The organism is Massilia sp. METH4 (assembly GCF_037094685.1).
Lineage (GTDB): Bacteria > Pseudomonadota > Gammaproteobacteria > Burkholderiales > Burkholderiaceae_D > Rugamonas.
In genome coordinates, this window is the sequence record NZ_CP146614.1 from 317,557 (window position 1) to 332,410 (window position 14,854).

At 65.2% G+C, this 14,854-nt stretch carries 13 protein-coding genes; 5 read left to right on the top strand and 8 right to left on the bottom strand.

Annotated features, from left to right (window positions below; translation table 11 throughout):
- Nucleotides 1-6 precede the first annotated feature (6 nt).
- The 7 genes from V6Z91_RS01490 to edd form a co-directional block, all read right to left on the bottom strand.
- On the bottom strand, nt 7-375 hold the full coding sequence (locus tag V6Z91_RS01490; protein ID WP_338765687.1) for a response regulator: 369 nt from the start codon (nt 373-375) through the stop codon (nt 7-9).
- A gap of 9 nt (nt 376-384) precedes the next feature.
- Nucleotides 385-1,506, bottom strand: a complete 1,122-nt coding sequence (locus tag V6Z91_RS01495) for a methyl-accepting chemotaxis protein (RefSeq protein ID WP_338765689.1) — start codon at nt 1,504-1,506, stop codon at nt 385-387.
- A gap of 493 nt (nt 1,507-1,999) precedes the next feature.
- The gene (locus tag V6Z91_RS01500) at nt 2,000-3,244 is read right to left on the bottom strand and encodes a nidogen-like domain-containing protein (protein WP_338765692.1); all 1,245 of its coding nucleotides are present in this window, start codon (nt 3,242-3,244) and stop codon (nt 2,000-2,002) included.
- A 163-nt stretch (nt 3,245-3,407) separates the two neighbouring features.
- Nucleotides 3,408-3,647, bottom strand: coding sequence for a hypothetical protein (locus V6Z91_RS01505; RefSeq protein WP_338765694.1), 240 nt, complete (start codon nt 3,645-3,647; stop codon nt 3,408-3,410).
- 166 nt (nt 3,648-3,813) lie between these two features.
- Complete coding sequence (locus tag V6Z91_RS01510) at nt 3,814-4,269, bottom strand: hypothetical protein (protein WP_338765696.1); 456 nt, start codon at nt 4,267-4,269, stop codon at nt 3,814-3,816.
- A 159-nt stretch (nt 4,270-4,428) separates the two neighbouring features.
- Nucleotides 4,429-5,049: a bifunctional 4-hydroxy-2-oxoglutarate aldolase/2-dehydro-3-deoxy-phosphogluconate aldolase gene (gene eda / locus V6Z91_RS01515; protein WP_338765698.1), complete on the bottom strand. Its 621-nt coding sequence runs from the start codon at nt 5,047-5,049 to the stop codon at nt 4,429-4,431.
- Between the two features lie 4 nt (nt 5,050-5,053).
- The gene (gene edd / locus V6Z91_RS01520) at nt 5,054-6,973 is read right to left on the bottom strand and encodes a phosphogluconate dehydratase (RefSeq protein WP_338765700.1); all 1,920 of its coding nucleotides are present in this window, start codon (nt 6,971-6,973) and stop codon (nt 5,054-5,056) included.
- A gap of 219 nt (nt 6,974-7,192) precedes the next feature.
- On the opposite strand from edd, the gene pgi reads away from it, so the two are divergent.
- The 4 genes from pgi (at nt 7,193) to V6Z91_RS01540 (ending at nt 12,280) form a co-directional block, all read left to right on the top strand.
- Complete coding sequence (pgi, locus tag V6Z91_RS01525) at nt 7,193-8,842, top strand: glucose-6-phosphate isomerase (protein ID WP_338765702.1); 1,650 nt, start codon at nt 7,193-7,195, stop codon at nt 8,840-8,842.
- Nucleotides 8,839-9,729 carry an SMP-30/gluconolactonase/LRE family protein gene (locus tag V6Z91_RS01530; protein ID WP_338765704.1) on the top strand — a complete coding sequence of 297 codons (891 nt, stop codon included), beginning with the start codon at nt 8,839-8,841 and terminating at the stop codon, nt 9,727-9,729. The genes pgi and V6Z91_RS01530 overlap by 4 nt, the downstream gene beginning before the upstream one ends.
- Before the next feature lie 121 nt (nt 9,730-9,850).
- On the top strand, nt 9,851-11,323 hold the full coding sequence (zwf, locus tag V6Z91_RS01535; protein ID WP_338765707.1) for a glucose-6-phosphate dehydrogenase: 1,473 nt from the start codon (nt 9,851-9,853) through the stop codon (nt 11,321-11,323).
- Nucleotides 11,324-11,425: 102 nt separating this feature from the next.
- Nucleotides 11,426-12,280 carry an SIS domain-containing protein gene (locus tag V6Z91_RS01540; protein ID WP_130187991.1) on the top strand — a complete coding sequence of 285 codons (855 nt, stop codon included), beginning with the start codon at nt 11,426-11,428 and terminating at the stop codon, nt 12,278-12,280.
- A gap of 31 nt (nt 12,281-12,311) precedes the next feature.
- Here the strand turns inward: V6Z91_RS01540 and V6Z91_RS01545 are convergent, their stop codons facing one another.
- Nucleotides 12,312-13,580, bottom strand: a complete 1,269-nt coding sequence (locus tag V6Z91_RS01545; protein WP_338765713.1) for a D-amino acid dehydrogenase — start codon at nt 13,578-13,580, stop codon at nt 12,312-12,314.
- 235 nt (nt 13,581-13,815) lie between these two features.
- Between V6Z91_RS01545 and tal the strand changes: the two genes are divergently transcribed.
- Complete coding sequence (tal, locus tag V6Z91_RS01550; protein WP_338765715.1) at nt 13,816-14,745, top strand: transaldolase; 930 nt, start codon at nt 13,816-13,818, stop codon at nt 14,743-14,745.
- Nucleotides 14,746-14,854 lie beyond the last annotated feature (109 nt).

Below are 14,854 nucleotides of genomic sequence, written 5' to 3' on the forward strand. Positions count from 1 at the left end.
TCGGCTTTACGGCATGACCAGCTTTTGCACGGCGGCCAGCAGCTGGTCGGGCTTGAACGGCTTGACCATCCAGGCGCGCGCGCCGGCAGCCTGGCCTTCGGCCTTCTTTTCCTGCTGCGATTCGGTGGTGAGCATCATTACCGGCGTGAACTTGTAGGCCGGGCGGGTCTTCAGTTCGCGCACGAAGCTGATGCCGTCCATGTTCGGCATGTTCACGTCGCTGATGATCAGGTTGACCTTCTGGCCCGTCAGCTTGGACAGTGCGTCCTTGCCGTCGCAACCTTCGATCACGTCATAGCCGGCCTGGCGCAGTGCGATGCCGACGACCTGGCGGATGGACAGGGAATCGTCCACGACCATGATGGTTTTTGCCATGTAAGGCTCCTAGAAAAATGTGATTTCGTCTTCCTGCCGGGGCGCCGGCTTGGCGCCCCCCAGGTGCAGCGTGCGTTCCTCGGCCATCGCGTACGTGCTTTCCAGCTCGGCCAGCAGCGGGCGGGCGTCCAGCGGCAGCGGCACGCCCTGGCCTTGTTGTTCGTCCAGGTAGGACGGCAGGCGCGCGATGTTCTGCTGCACGTGCGACAGGATCTGGCTGACGCGGTCCTGGAACTGCAACTGCACCAGCGCCTCGGCCACCTCGGCCTGGATGCCCGTGCTTTCCTGCTGCAGCAGGTCGGAGGACTGCACCAGCGCATCGGTCACGCCCCGGAACGACGACAGGACGTTGCCGATCATCTGTTCCGACGCCTGCACCGCCTCTCCTTCCGCGCGCATCGAATCGCTGGCGGCGCGGCAGGTGTCGCCGATCGCGGCGCTGATCTGGCCAACCTGTTGGGCGATGTGCTTGCCGGCGTCAGCCGAACGGTTCGACAGCATGCGCACCTCGTTGGCCACCACGGCGAAGCCGCGGCCCGCCTCGCCGGCGCGGGCCGCCTCGATCGCGGCGTTCAGCGCCAGCAGGTTGGTCTGCCAGGCGATGCTGGCCACGTCGGCCGCCATCGTCTGCAACTGCGCCGTGACCTGCTGCAGGCCTTCGATCTTTTGCAGCATCTGCTGCTTGCTGGCGGCGGCGCTGGCGAGCATTTCGAGCAGCGAGCGCAATTCCTTCTCGCTGGCGGCGAACACCTCGACGATGCTGCCGCCCTCATGGTGGCGCGCGGCGCCCGAGGCGGCCAGCGCCTGCTCCAGCTTGACCACGATGCCGGAGAAACGCTCGACCAGCGCCACGACGGCCGTTTCCATCTGCGCGCGCGACGCATCGATATGCGATGCCCACACGCCGGAAACCTCGCCGGCGAACTGGCGGCGGGTGGCCAGGTACTCATCCGCCGAAGCGGCTGCCTGAGGCGCCGCACCATGCTGGAAGAAAGCCCAGGCGCCGGCGGCCAGCAGCAACGCGGCGATCGCGAAGCCGTGCCACTGCCAGCCGGCCAGGGGCACGATGGCGCACGCTGCCGCGAAGGCCAGCGCCAGGGGATAACAGGAATGCAGTGGGCGTTGGCGCATCACGCGTCGCTCCGTCTCGTCGGCAAAAGTAAATCGGGGATTGAACTGGGAGTACCGCGTCGGGTAATCACTTGCACGATCGGATTAACCGTGCACGGGATGTATATTGCAGAGGATATTGCCGTCCCGCAAGACAGCGCGCGACAAATTCATGTTAATGGTCGCAAAAAACCGACATAGCTTGATTTGGAGCTAACGTATTGTCGCGATTGAAGTTTTTATTGAAATTGACAGAGAGTCAGGATTAAGAGCGCCTAACAAATCCCGCAGGGCAAGGCGCGGCGTCGAAGACAGTACACCTGTACGGCGAGACGCTGCAACGCAGCCATGGGGGTTTTGTTAGGCGCTCCAAACCTGCGGCTCGTCACCGAGGCGATGACAGGCCAATAATCAATACATGGGTATGCATTTATTACATGCGTTTAATGCACGGAAAATACAGCGATAAAAAAAGCCGGCTGGAAGCCGGCTTTTATCGGGACGAAAAGATGGATCAGGCGCGGCGGCGGCGGCGTGCCACGGCCAGCACGGCCAGGCCGGCGCCCAGCATGCCGTAGGTGGCAGGTTCCGGTACCGGCGACGTCGGCACGTCCACCGTCAGCGCCGTCTGCGTGACCGTGGCGTTGCCGACGCCATCGAACCACAGGCCGGTCGAGAAGGCGATCGGGCTGTTCGGGTTCAGTTCGGCGGAGGTTTCGATGCCGGTCACGCGGAAGCGGTCGACCGACTCGCCGAATTCGATATGCTGGCCGCCTTCGGCGCCGGCGGCAAACAGTTGCCATTCACCGTCCTGCCACAGCCAGATGTCATAGCGGCCGTCGCCGACGCCGGGCAGCAGCGTCACGCCGTTGACCAAGGGGCCGCTGGACACGGCATAGTCGTAGCCCGTGGCCACGACCGGGTCGATCCAGATCGGCGTGCCCGTGCCGACCGGGATGTTCTCGAACACCCAGCCCGCCGTGCCATCGTCGATATTACCCGGCAGGATGGGATTGTATGGAGCACTACCCGGCAGTTCCTCGGAACGCACCTGGAAGCGCCAAACGCCGTCGGTTCCCACATTGCTGTCGTTGACCAGGCCGAGCACGTTCTGCGTGCCGGAGCCGATCAGCGAATAGGAATTGGTCACCGCGCCGGCATTCCAGCCGGCCACTGCCGCCCGGCCGCCGAAGCCGCCGCTGCCGCCGCTGGCGTCCCCCGTTGTCCACTGCAACTGGCCGTAGCGGAATTCCATGTCGAAGTCGCCGGCGCGGCCGGTGCTTGCCGACTGGTCCTTCAGCACCAGCTGGAAGGTATTCAATTTGTCGTTGTGCTGGTTGTAATAGCCGACCGAATCCCAGGTGACCACGACGGTCTTGCTGTCCGGATTGGCCAGGTACACGTTGTTGGCGAACGGGCTCGGCAGGTTGGTCACCTGGTCGCGCGTGTCCACGTCGGCCCAGAACGGCGCGATCATCGCGGCCTGCGAGATCGGGAACAGCGACGGCGTGAAGCTGGACAGCGCGCCGGAGAACGAGATATTGCCGTTGTTGTTTACCCAGTAGGTGCTGTAGGCATTGCCGAAGAAGTTGATCTGGAACGGCAGCGTCAGCTCGGCGGACGAACGATCGTCGTTGGGCGCCATGACGCGGGTGCCGAAATCGCGGTCGCCGCCGAAGCCGCTCAGCAGCGTGTCGGCGCCAGCCGCGCCGCTTGCAAATGCTGCGCCTACCGCCAATGCGAGAAGTGATTTTTTCATTGTATTCCCTGTTGATGGATTTGGATTCGCCGGGGCCGGCGCGCGGCAGGCCGTGCCATTCGGCGAGCGCATTATCATACATTCAACAGGACAGTATTATGAAAAAATTATGCTAAAAATGTAACCGCACTGCCACATTGTCGTGGACAGGCCGGGAATGCGGTCAGCGGCGGCCGCGCGGCGTGAAGCCGGCGAGCGCGGCACCCACGCCATACTGGGCCTGGCCGGACACCTCAGTGCTCCCCTCTGAGCCATACGACCGGCCGAGCATGAACAGCGCGGGCACCATGAACAGCCAAGCCCGGGCGCCCCAGGCCAGGCCAGCCAACAGGGCGGTACCCAGCGCGAGAATCAGAAGGGCGAGCCGGCCGTGGCGGCGCGTAAAGACAACAGTGGCGTGCATCGCAGGTCCTTTCGGGAAAACCGCGGAACCATCTGCGCCATGGAGGCTCGCGCCACCTCGTGCAAATGCTCAGCGGAAATAATAAAGTCCCGAGTCTACGAACCTGGCGAGAAAGCGCCCTGATCGGGCGCAAGGAAAGGTGCCGTCAGCGCCACCATGAGACACGTCAGCGCGCCTGCTTGTCCTGTTCGATCAGCTTCGCCAGTTGCGAAGCGCCACCGACCTGTTCGATGGTGAGGATCCTGTCGAGCGGGATCGTCATCGACTGCGGGCCATGCCAGTCGTTCTTCTGGCGGCTGACGACACGGTTGCCCTGCCTGCCGTCCGGCGTGGTGAACGCCTGCACGTAATACACGTCGTCCAGTTGCAGGTGACGCGGCCCTACTTCGCGCAGCAGGCCGTAGAACATCTGCCCGTTCTGCAATTGCACGCCATAGCGCACGCCGAGCGGCCCCGGCGCGAACGCCGGGTCGGATTGCTGGCGCCAGTAGAACAGCGCCAGCACGACCAGCGCCGCGGCGGCCACCGCGCCGACCAGCAGGGCGGTACTCGAACGCCAGCCGGGAGTGGGAATACCGCGCGGCGTGAAGGCGGGATTGGGCAAGTCGCGGGGTTCGGTCATTGCTGCTCCTGTTGGTCAGGGAAACGCTTTCCTGGGTCGCGGTCGATTCTAGCCGTGCCTACCATGGGCTGCAAACGGGCCGCAATCGCGCTGCCGCCAACGGAGCGCCAGCGAAAACGGCGCCCGCAGGCGCCGTCATGTTGCCACACGGGGAAAGAATCAGCCGCGCAGCGCGCTCGCCGCCTTGGCCAGCGCGGTGATGTGGGCCCAGTCGCCCGCCTTCATCGCATCCTTCGGCGTGAGCCACGAACCGCCCACGCAGGCGACGTTCTTCAGCGCCAGGAAGGCCGGCGCGGTTTCCTGCGAAATGCCGCCGGTCGGGCAGAACGTCACGTCCGGCAGCGGGCCGCCGATCGCGTTCAGCATGCCCACGCCGCCGGCCGGCACGGCCGGGAACAGTTTCAATTGCTTGAAGCCCTGTTCGCGCGCCTTCATCACTTCGGAAGGGGTCATCACGCCCGGCAGCAGCGGCAGGCCGGACGACTTGGCCGCGCCGATCAGCGCGTCCGTCAGGCCCGGCGAGACGCCGAACACGGCGCCCGCGTCGCGCGCGGCGGCAAATTCCTCCGGCTGCGTGAGCGTGCCCACGCCGACGATCGCGCCTTCCACCTCGCTCATGGCGCGGATCGCCCCCAGGCCGTGCTGCGTGCGCAGCGTGACTTCCAGCACCCGGATACCGCCCGCCACGAGGGCCTTTGCCAGGGGAACGGCATGGTCGGGATCGTCGATCGCGATCACGGGGATCACGGCCGAGGTACGCATAATGTCGAGCAGGTTCATGTCTTTACGCTTTCTTGGCAAGGAAATCTTCATCGGAACCGGGCACGGTATTGCCCACGTTGTCACCGCCGTGCAGCTCGACGGTGGTATCGATCGGCGAAGGCAGCGGGAACGTCGCCGCGCCCGCTTCCGCCGCCGACACGTTGTTGCGGAACATGGCGAACAGCTCGCGGCCCATGCCGACGTGGCTCGGCGTCAGGTCAGCCTGCGCCAGCGCGCGGCTGTGCCACGTGGCCGAATCGACCTTCGCTTCCAGCGTGCCGGTCGCCGCGTCGACGACGATGATGTCGCCGTCGCGCACCAGGCCCAGCGGCCCGCCGGCCAGCACTTCGGGCGACACGTGGATGGCCGCCGGCACCTTGCCCGAAGCGCCGGACATGCGGCCGTCGGTCACCAGTGCCACCTTGCGGCCGGCGTCCTGCAGGTTCGCCAGCGCGGGAGTCAGCGCGTGCAGTTCGGGCATGCCGTTCGCGCGCGGGCCCTGGAAGCGGATCACGGCCACGAAGTCCCGATCGAGCTTGCCGGCCTTGTAGTCGGCCATGAAGTCTTCCTGGGAGTTGAACACCAGCGCGGGCGCTTCCACGGTGCGATGTTCGACCTTCACGGCGGAGACCTTCATGACCGCGCGGCCCAGATTGCCCTCGACCTTCACCATGCCGCCGTCCTTCGAGAACGGGTCGGCGGCGGTGCGGATCACCTTGTCGTCGCCGGAAACGGCCGGCACGTCCTTGAACACGACGCCCTTGCCGCCTTCGCCCAGGAACGGCTCCTTGCAGTGGTTGCGCAGACCCTTGCCCATGATCGTCGTCACATCGTCGTGCAGCAGGCCGGCGTCGAGCAGTTCGCGGATCACGAAACCGGGGCCGCCCGCGGCCTGGAAGTGGTTCACGTCGGCGTCGCCGTTCGGGTAGATGCGCGCCAGCAGCGGCACCACGGCGGAGAGGTCGTTGAAATCGTCCCAGTCGATCAGGATGCCGGCCGCGCGCGCAATCGCCGGCAGGTGCAGCGTGTGGTTCGTCGAACCGCCGGTGGCCAGCAACGCCACGATGGCGTTGACGATCGATTTTTCATCGACCACGTGGCCCACCGGGATGTATTCGTTGCCCAGGTCCGAGATCTGCACCGCGCGCTGGGCGGCGGCCACCGTCAGCTGGTCGCGCAGTTCCGTGTACGGCGTGATGAAGGCGGCACCCGGCATGTGCAGGCCCATCACCTCCATCAGCATCTGGTTGCTGTTCGCGGTGCCGTAGAAGGTACAGGTACCGGAACCGTGGTAGGACTTCGCCTCGCCTTCCAGCAGTTCCTCGCGGGTGGCCTTGCCCTGCGCGTAGCGCTGGCGGATGGCCGCCTTTTCCTTGTTCGACAGGCCGGAAGTCATGGGGCCGCCCGGCACGAACACGGCCGGCAGGTGGCCGAAGTGCAGCGCGCCGATCAACAGGCCCGGCACGATCTTGTCGCAGATGCCCAGGTACAGCGCGGCATCGAACATATTGTGCGACAGCGCGATTGCCGTTCCCATCGCGATCGCGTCGCGCGAGAACAGCGACAGTTCCATGCCCGGCTGGCCCTGCGTGACGCCGTCGCACATGGCCGGCACGCCGCCGGCGAACTGCGCCACCGCGCCCACTTCGCGCACCGCTTCCTTGATCACCTTCGGGAAGTACTCGAACGGCTGGTGGGCCGACAGCATGTCGTTATACGACGAAACGATCGCCACGGAGGGTTTCTTCACCTCCTTCAGCACCAGCTTGTCGTTCTGGGGGAAGGCCGCGAAGCCGTGCGCGAGGTTGGTGCACGACAGGCTGCCGCGCTGCGGGCCCTTGTAGCGGGCGGCTTCGAGGTGCGCCAGGTAGGCGCCGCGGGAGGGACGGCTGCGCTTGACGATCCGCGCAGTGACTTGTTCGAGGACTGGGTGCAAGGCCATTGTGCTTCCTTATCGATGAATTCCCGAAATTTTACTACAGAAGTCGTGAGGCGTGCTGCCTGGCTCGTTTGCGAGCGAAACAACCGCCCGCGCAATGCCCGAGGATGGATGGAAAAACAAATATTTTTCGCGCTTTTACGCCCAGATGGTAGTGAATTTACCTCGCGATCCTGTATAGTTCATCTATCCAAAACTGACACAATCGGACACACAAGCCCCATGCGCCAGCCACTGCTTACGACTACCGCCGCCTACCAGGCCCTGCAATCCCACGCCGCCGATGCGAAAGACTGGCATCTGCGCGACCTGTTCGCCGCCGAGCCGCAGCGTTTCCCCACCTTCACGGTCGACGCCGCCGGCCTGTTCCTCGACTATTCGAAGAACCGCATTTCACAGCGCACGCTCGAATTGCTGGCGGACCTGGCCCGCGAACGCGGCGTGGAACGCCAGCGCGACGCCATGTTCGCTGGAGAGAAAATCAATCTTACCGAACAACGCAGCGTGCTGCACACGGCCCTGCGTATGCCGCGCGGAAAGCAACTCGTCGTCGACGGCCAGGATGTCAACGCCGACGTGCACGCGGTGCTCGACCGCATCAAGACCTTCACCGACAAGGTGCGCGCCGGCAGCTGGCTGGGCTACAGCGGCAAGCCGATCACCGACATCGTCAACATCGGCATCGGCGGCTCCGACCTGGGCCCGAAGATGGCCGTGCTGGCGCTGCGCTCCTACGCCCACCCGCGCCTCTCCATGCATTTCGTCTCGAACGTGGACGGCCATGACATGGACGCCACGCTGGCCAACCTGAACCAGGAAACCACGCTGTTCATCGTGGCTTCGAAGACGTTCACCACGGCCGAGACCATGCTGAACGCGCAGACGGCGCGCCGCTGGTTCCTGTGCGAGGGCAAGGAAGAGGACCTGGCGCGGCACTTCGTGGCCGTGTCCACCAACACGGAAGCGGTGACGAAGTTCGGCATCGACCCGGAAAACATGTTCCCGTTCTGGGACTGGGTGGGCGGCCGCTATTCGGTATGGTCGGCCATCGGCCTGTCCGTGGCGCTTGCCGTGGGCTTCGGCTACTTCCAGGCGTTCCTGGAAGGCGCCCACGCGATGGACGAGCACTTCCGCACCGCCCCGCTGGAGCAGAACATGCCGGTGCTGCTGGCCTTGATCGGCTTCTGGAACCGCGAGTTCCTGGACGCCGCGTCGCTTTCCATCGCGCCCTACCACCAGGACCTGAACCGCTTCCCCGCCTACCTGCAGCAGCTGGACATGGAAAGCAACGGCAAGCGCGTCACCCGCGGCGGCCAGCAGGTGGACACGGCCACCTGCCCGGTCGTGTGGGGCGAATGCGGCACCAATGCGCAGCACGCCTACTTCCAGCTGCTGCACCAGGGCACCGACATCGTGCCGATCGACTTCATCGCCGCGCTGCGCGCGACCCACGACCTGGAAGGGCACCATGATGCGTTGCTGGCGAACTGCTTCGCCCAGTCGGAAGCCTTCATGAAGGGCAAGACGGCCGAGGAAGTGCGCGCCGAGCTGACGGCCCAGGGATTGCCGGAAGCGAAGATCGACGAACTGGTACCGCACCGCACGTTCCCGGGCAACCGCCCGTCGAACACGATCCTGATGGACCAGCTGACGCCCGCTACGCTGGGCGCGCTGATCGCGCTGTACGAGCACAAGACCTTCGTGCAGGGCGTGATCTGGGATATCGCCAGCTTCGACCAGTGGGGCGTGGAACTGGGCAAGGTGCTGGCCAAGAAGATCCAGGCCGAGCTGGAAGGCGCCGTCGACCCGGCCGCGCACGACAGTTCCACCAATGGCCTTATCGTGATGGCCAAGGGAGCGAAAGTCGCATGAGCGGATATGACGTGAAGGTCGCCTTCGATGGCGCCATGCAGGTGGGCGAAGGCCCGCTGTGGATTCCCGCCGAGAAGGCGCTGTACTGGGTCGATATCGATGGGTTGACCGTGCACCGCCTGCTCCCCGGCAGCGGCGCGCACACGTCGTGGATCATGACGTCGGAGCCGTCCTCGCTGGCGCCGCACGCCAATGGCGGCCTCGTCGTCGCCACCCGTGCCGGCTTCGTGCACCTGGACACCGGCACCGGCGCGGCGAGCGACATCGCCCCCTCCCCGTTCGACCGCGCGAAGGCGCGCTTCAACGACGGCAAGCCCGATGCGGCCGGGCGTTTCTGGGTCGGCACGATCTACGAACCGCGCGACCAGCCGGCCGCCGAGATGTACGTCCTTGAAAAGGGCGAGGTACGCCTGGCCTGGTCCGGCGGCATGACGAACTCGAACGGCCTGGCGTTCAGCCCGGATAACCGCACGATGTACCATGCCGACACCACCTCGCACCGCATCACGCGCTACGACTTCGACCTGGCCACCGGCGCGGTGTCGAACCAGCGCGAGATGCGCCAGTTCTCGATGGACAAGGAGAACGGCTACGGCGGCCGCCCCGACGGCGCAGCCGTCGACAGCGAGGGCAATTACTGGGTGGCGATGTTCGAGGGCGGCCGCATCGTCAAGCTGTCGCCTTCCGGCGAGGTGCTGGACGTGATTGCCCTGCCGGTGCGCTGCCCCACCATGGTGGCGTTCGGCGGCGACGACCTGCGCACGCTGTACATCACCACCGCCGGCAAGCGCCCGGCGGCTGAGCTGGAGCAGTACCCGCTGTCGGGCCGCGTGCTGTCGGTGCGCGTGCCGGTCGCGGGGCTCGTGCAGCCCGCCTATCGGCCGTGACGGCCGGCCACGCTGCAGGCTTGACGAATTTGTAGTATATTTTCGTCAAATTCCCATTTTCTGGTAGTAAGTTTTCAGCGGTGCCCGGCGCCGCTCCATCAATACCGAGACAAATCCCATCATGGCACTTTCCGATTTTGACCTGGTTCTGTTCGGCGGCAGCGGCGACCTCGCGATGCGCAAACTGCTCCCCGCGATGTTCTCGCGCGATGTGTGCGGCGACCTGCCGCCCGCGGCCCGCATCGTCTGCGTGGGCCGGCACGAGAACACGACGGAAGAATTCATCGAGATGGTCAACACGACGTCGCGCCCGCACATCAAGACCCCGAAGGTCACGCCGGAGAACTGGGAAAAATTCACGCGCCGCATCGCCTACGTGGCGGTGGATGCCGCCGATCCTTCCAGCTACGGCGGGCTGGCCGAGGCGCTGCGCAACGACCCGGGCCTGACCCGCGTGTACTACCTGGCTACGCCGCCGGCCCTGTTCGCGCAGATCTGCGACAACCTGAAGGAAAACGGCCTGGTGACGCCCGAGTCGCGCGTGGTGCTGGAAAAGCCGCTGGGCCGCGACCTGGAATCGGCCAAGCAGATCAACCGCGAAGTGGGCGAAGTGTTCGCCGAATCGCAGATCTACCGGATCGACCATTACCTCGGCAAGGAAACGGTGCAGAACCTGCTGGCCCTGCGCTTCGGGAACATCCTGTTCGAGCCGCTGTGGCGCCGCGAATGGATTTCGGACGTGCAGATCACCATCGCCGAGAAACTGGGCGTGGGCAACCGCATCGGCTACTACGACACGTCGGGCGCGCTGCGCGACATGCTGCAGAACCACCTGCTGCAACTGCTGTGCATCGTGGCGATGGAACCGCCCGCGTCGACGTCGCCGGACGCCGTGCGCGACGCCAAGCTCCAGGTGCTGCGCTCGCTGAAGCGCTTCACGCCCACCACCCTGGCGCAGAACATCGTGCGCGGCCAGTACCGCGCCGGCCACGTCGACGGCCAGCCGGTGCCGAGCTACCGCGACGAGCCGGACGCGCCGCAAGGCTCGCGCACCGAGACCTTCGTGGCGATGAAGGCCGAAATCGATACGTGGCGCTGGGCCGGCGTGCCGTTCTACCTGCGCACCGGCAAGCGCATGGCCGACTCGCTGGCCGAGATCGTGGTGCGCTTCAAGCAGATCCCGCACTCGATCTTCCAGCAGCCCACTTCGAGCTTCCAGCCCAACTCATTGGTGATCCGCCTGCAGCCCGACGAAGGCCTGCGCATGAACCTGATGGCCAAGACGCCGGGGGAAGGCATGCGCCTGAAACCGGCCGAGCTGGAACTGGATTTCCGCGAAACGTTCAAGATGCCGCGCATGGATGCCTACGAGCGATTGCTGCTCGACGTGCTGCGCGGCCAGTTGACGTTGTTCATGCGCGGCGACGAGCTGGAAGCGGCTTGGGAATGGGTCGAGCCGATCCTGAACAACTGGGAGCAGGACGACACCGCGCCGCTGCCCTATTCGTCGGGCACGTGGGGGCCGGCCGCCTCGTCGGCGCTGATCGGGCGCGATGGCTTGCAGTGGCGCGAAGAAGCACTTCCGGAGGACTGAAAATGGGAAGTGCAAGGAACTTGGCCTTGCAAGGCCGAGCCGTTACGCGGGCGCGAAGCATGCTTTGCGAAACACCCGCTTCACCACTCCCTGAAGACTGACATGCTTCTCGATTCCATCCGCACCCAGCTCGATTCGCTGTCGAAGTCCGAGCGCAAGGTGGCACTGGCCGTGCTCGACAACCCGTCGCGCACGGTGAGCTCGAACATCACGGCGCTCGCCAAGAGCGCCCAGGTGTCCGAGCCGACCGTGGTGCGCTTTTGCCGCACGCTCGGCTACGACGGCTGGCACGAGTTCAAGCTGAAGCTGGCGCAGGGCCTGGCCGTGGCGCTGCCCGGCCTGAACGAGGCACCGTCGCAGGACGATCTGGCGGCGGACCTGATCAACAAGATCTGCAGCCGCTCGATCAACACGCTGCTCGACCTGCGCAACAACCTGCACCACGAGCCGGTGCAGCGCGCGCTGGACATCCTGTCGCTGGCCAACAAGATCGAGTTCTATGGCCAGGGCACTTCCGGCATCGTGGCGGCGGACGCACAACATAAATTCTTCCGCTCCGGCGTGCCCACCGTGGCATATTCCGACCCGGCCATCCACAACATCGCAGCGGCGCTGCTGCGCAAGGGCGACGCGCTGGTGGCGATCTCGCAGCGCGGCAACAGTCCGGCGCTGGTGCGCTCCGCGCAACTGGCGCGCGACGGCGGCGCCGACGTGATCGTGCTGGCCCCGTCGGGCACGCCGCTGGCCGACCTGGGCACGGTGCTGATCCCGATCGACCTGATCTTCAACACCGACCCGTACACACCAATCTCCGCGCGGCTGGCCTACCTCGTCGTGATCGACGTGCTGGCCGTGGGCCTGGCGCTGCAGCGCGGGCCGGAATTCCGTCGCAAGATGCAGAATGCGCAGAAAGCCCTGCAGGAGTTCGAGGTGCAGTTCGATTCGTTTATCGGCTGAAGACCTGAGCCGCCTGGTGGCGAACAACCTTTTAGCGGACAACGTCCGCTAAAAGGTGTGCGACACCGGTTTTCCTCGGCATCCCCACGACGTCCCCGATTTCGCTGGCCACCTCCTCCGCCGTGGCCGCCGCCAGCGTCCACCCCAGATGCCCGTGCCCCGTGTTGTAGAACACGCGCGGCGCTCTTCCTTTACCCACTTTCGGCAGCAGGTCCGGCATCATCGGCCGCAGCCCCGCCCACGGCTTGATATCGGCCGTGTTCACGCCCGGGAATTCGCGCCGCACCCAGTCGACCAGTGGGCGAATGCGGTCGTGGCGGATATCGCGGTCGAAGCCCGCGAATTCGGCGGTGCCGGCGACGCGGAAGCGGTGCGCGCCGAAGCGGCTGGCCACCAGTTTCGGCGCATCGTCGACGAGGCTGACGGTCGGTGCGGCGGCCCGGCTGGCCGCGTCGCCCAGGTGCACCGTGATCGAGTAGCCCTTGACGGGGTAGACGTCGATGCGGTCGCCCGCCATCCTGCCCAGCGCGCGGCTGGCCGTGCCGGCGCAGATCACGGCGGCGTCGAAGCGGCCGATGTCGGTACCGCCCGCGTGCCCTAGCGTGAGCGTGACGCCGCCATCGTACGGCGCCAGTCCCAGCACGTCGTGCTCGCACAGCAAGCGCACGCCGCGGTGCACGCAGGCCGCCGCCAGGCCGCTGGTGAAGCGGTGGATGTCGCCGCTGCTGTCGCTGTCCGTATAGCAGCCGCCATAGTAGGTTCCCGTGAGCGCCGGTTCGATGGCGCGCATCTCCGATGGCGTAACGGCCTGGCGCACCAGACCCGCCTCGGCCAGCAGCCGCGATACTCGCCGCGCATGCTCGAAGCCCGCCTTGTCGCGATACAGGTGCAGGATGCCTTCGCGGCGCAGGTCGAACTCGATGCCCTCCTCCTCCGCCCACGCGAACAGGTGGGCGCGCGCCGCCACCGCCATGCGCGCCAGCGCCACCGTGTTCTCGCGATAGCGGGGAATCGCCGCCACGAAGCGCGCCAGCCAAGACACCTTGTGCCAGGTAGGCGCCGGGTGCAGCAACAGCGGCGCATCCGGCTGCGTCATCCACTTCAAGCCCTTGCGCACCGTCGCCACGTGATTCCACGCCTCCGCGTGCGACGCAGACAACTGCCCGCCGTTGGCATACGACGTTTCCATGGCCGGATAGCGGTGCCGCTCGACGATTGTGACCGAAAAGCCGCGGCGCGCCAGCGCATACGCCGTGGTGACACCGGTAACGCCGGCGCCGATGACTGCGATGTGTTTCATGGTGGACGGGAATCAGCGGAGTGGCCGAAGGATACTCCACTTGCCGGAGTGTTTCCAAAATTCGCTGAGCTTGCCATCCCGACCCTTGGAAATACTGGCGGTTTTACAACAGGGACAGTCCCCGATTTTTTACAACAGGGACTGTCCCCGAATTTTTACAACAGCGCCGTGGTGAAAATATTCGCCGGGGCACGATTCGGTACAATGGCGTTTTTCCCCATCGCCTGGCCCAGTCATGAATCAACTCGAACAGCTCAAGCAATACACCAAAGTCGTTGCCGATACCGGCGATTTCCAGTCGATCAAGGCCTATGCGCCGCGCGACGCCACCACCAACCCCTCGCTGATCCTGAAGGCGGTGCAAAAGGATGAGTACAAGCCGCTGCTGGAAAAGGCGGTACGCGACAATCCGCACGCGTCCACCAGCGAGGTGATCGACAAGCTCCTGATCGCCTTCGGCGGCGAGATCCTGAAGGTCGTCTCCGGCCGCGTATCGACCGAGATCGATGCCCGCCTGTCGTTCGACGTGGAAGCCAACGTGGCCAAGGGCCGCGAATTGATCGACCTGTACGAGCGCGCCGGCTTCGACCGCGAGCGCGTGCTGATCAAGATCGCCTCGACCTGGGAAGGCATCAAGGCCGCCGAGATCCTGGAAAAGGAAATGATCCACTGCAACCTGACGTTGCTGTTCTCGCTGCCGCAGGCGATCGCCTGCGCCGAGGCGGGCGTGCAGCTGATCTCGCCGTTCGTTGGGCGCATCTACGACTGGTACAAGAAGCAGACCGGCATCGATTACGAGGGCGCCGAAGACCCGGGCGTGCAATCCGTGAAGAAGATCTACAACTACTTCCGCAAGTTCGGCTACGAGACCGAGGTGATGGGCGCCAGCTTCCGCAACACGGGCCAGATCCTGGAACTGGCCGGCTGCGACCTGCTGACGATCAGCCCGGAGCTGCTGCAGCAGCTGGCCGACTCCAACGAGCCGGTGGAGCGCAAGCTGTCCGCCGACAATGCCGGCGCGATGGCCAAGATCTCCGTGGACGAAAAGACCTTCCGCTTCATGCTGAACGAGGATGCGATGGCCACCGAGAAGCTGGCCGAAGGCATTCGCGCGTTCTGCGCCGATTCGGGCAAGCTGAAACAGATCATCTCGGGCATGCGCTGATCGGCTCATGTCACACCAAAAAGGGGGCTGCGGCCCCCTTTTCTTTTGCACGCCCTATACGAAATCGTTATCTTCAATGTTATAAAATGACTATCGCAGCTGCGTTCCA